Here is a 255-nt window from a genome sequence, read left to right as displayed (position 1 = left end):
CATCTGCATCGAGCGCGCGGCGCTCACAACCATTGAGGAATACACAATGCCTAACAGCAAGCTCCCAGAACTCATCAAGCTGTTTCTGGAAATCAACCCCACCCCGTCCGATGAGCAATTCCACAATCTGGCGTTTTCGGTTGGCACTGATCCGGAGACTCTGGAATCCTATGCGTACCAAATGCTGTCGGAGGCTGAGGGCGCGGGTCTAGGCCATGAGATGCATCCGGCAACAGCTGGTACGGGGGACGCGAC

General features: G+C 56.5%; 1 protein-coding gene. It reads left to right on the top strand.

Annotation, left to right across the window (positions count from 1 at the left end; translation table 11 throughout):
• Positions 1-46: 46 nt before the first annotated feature.
• Positions 47-255, top strand: a 209-nt coding sequence (locus AC1RPG_RS08870; RefSeq protein ID WP_481762619.1) for a hypothetical protein, incomplete at its 3' end; no start/stop codon positions are given.

The sequence above is a fragment of the Dellaglioa sp. CoH-57-MRSF-18 genome (genome assembly GCF_056781995.1).
Note: the sequence above shows the minus strand (reverse complement) of the source record. Positions and strands in the feature narration are given on the sequence as shown.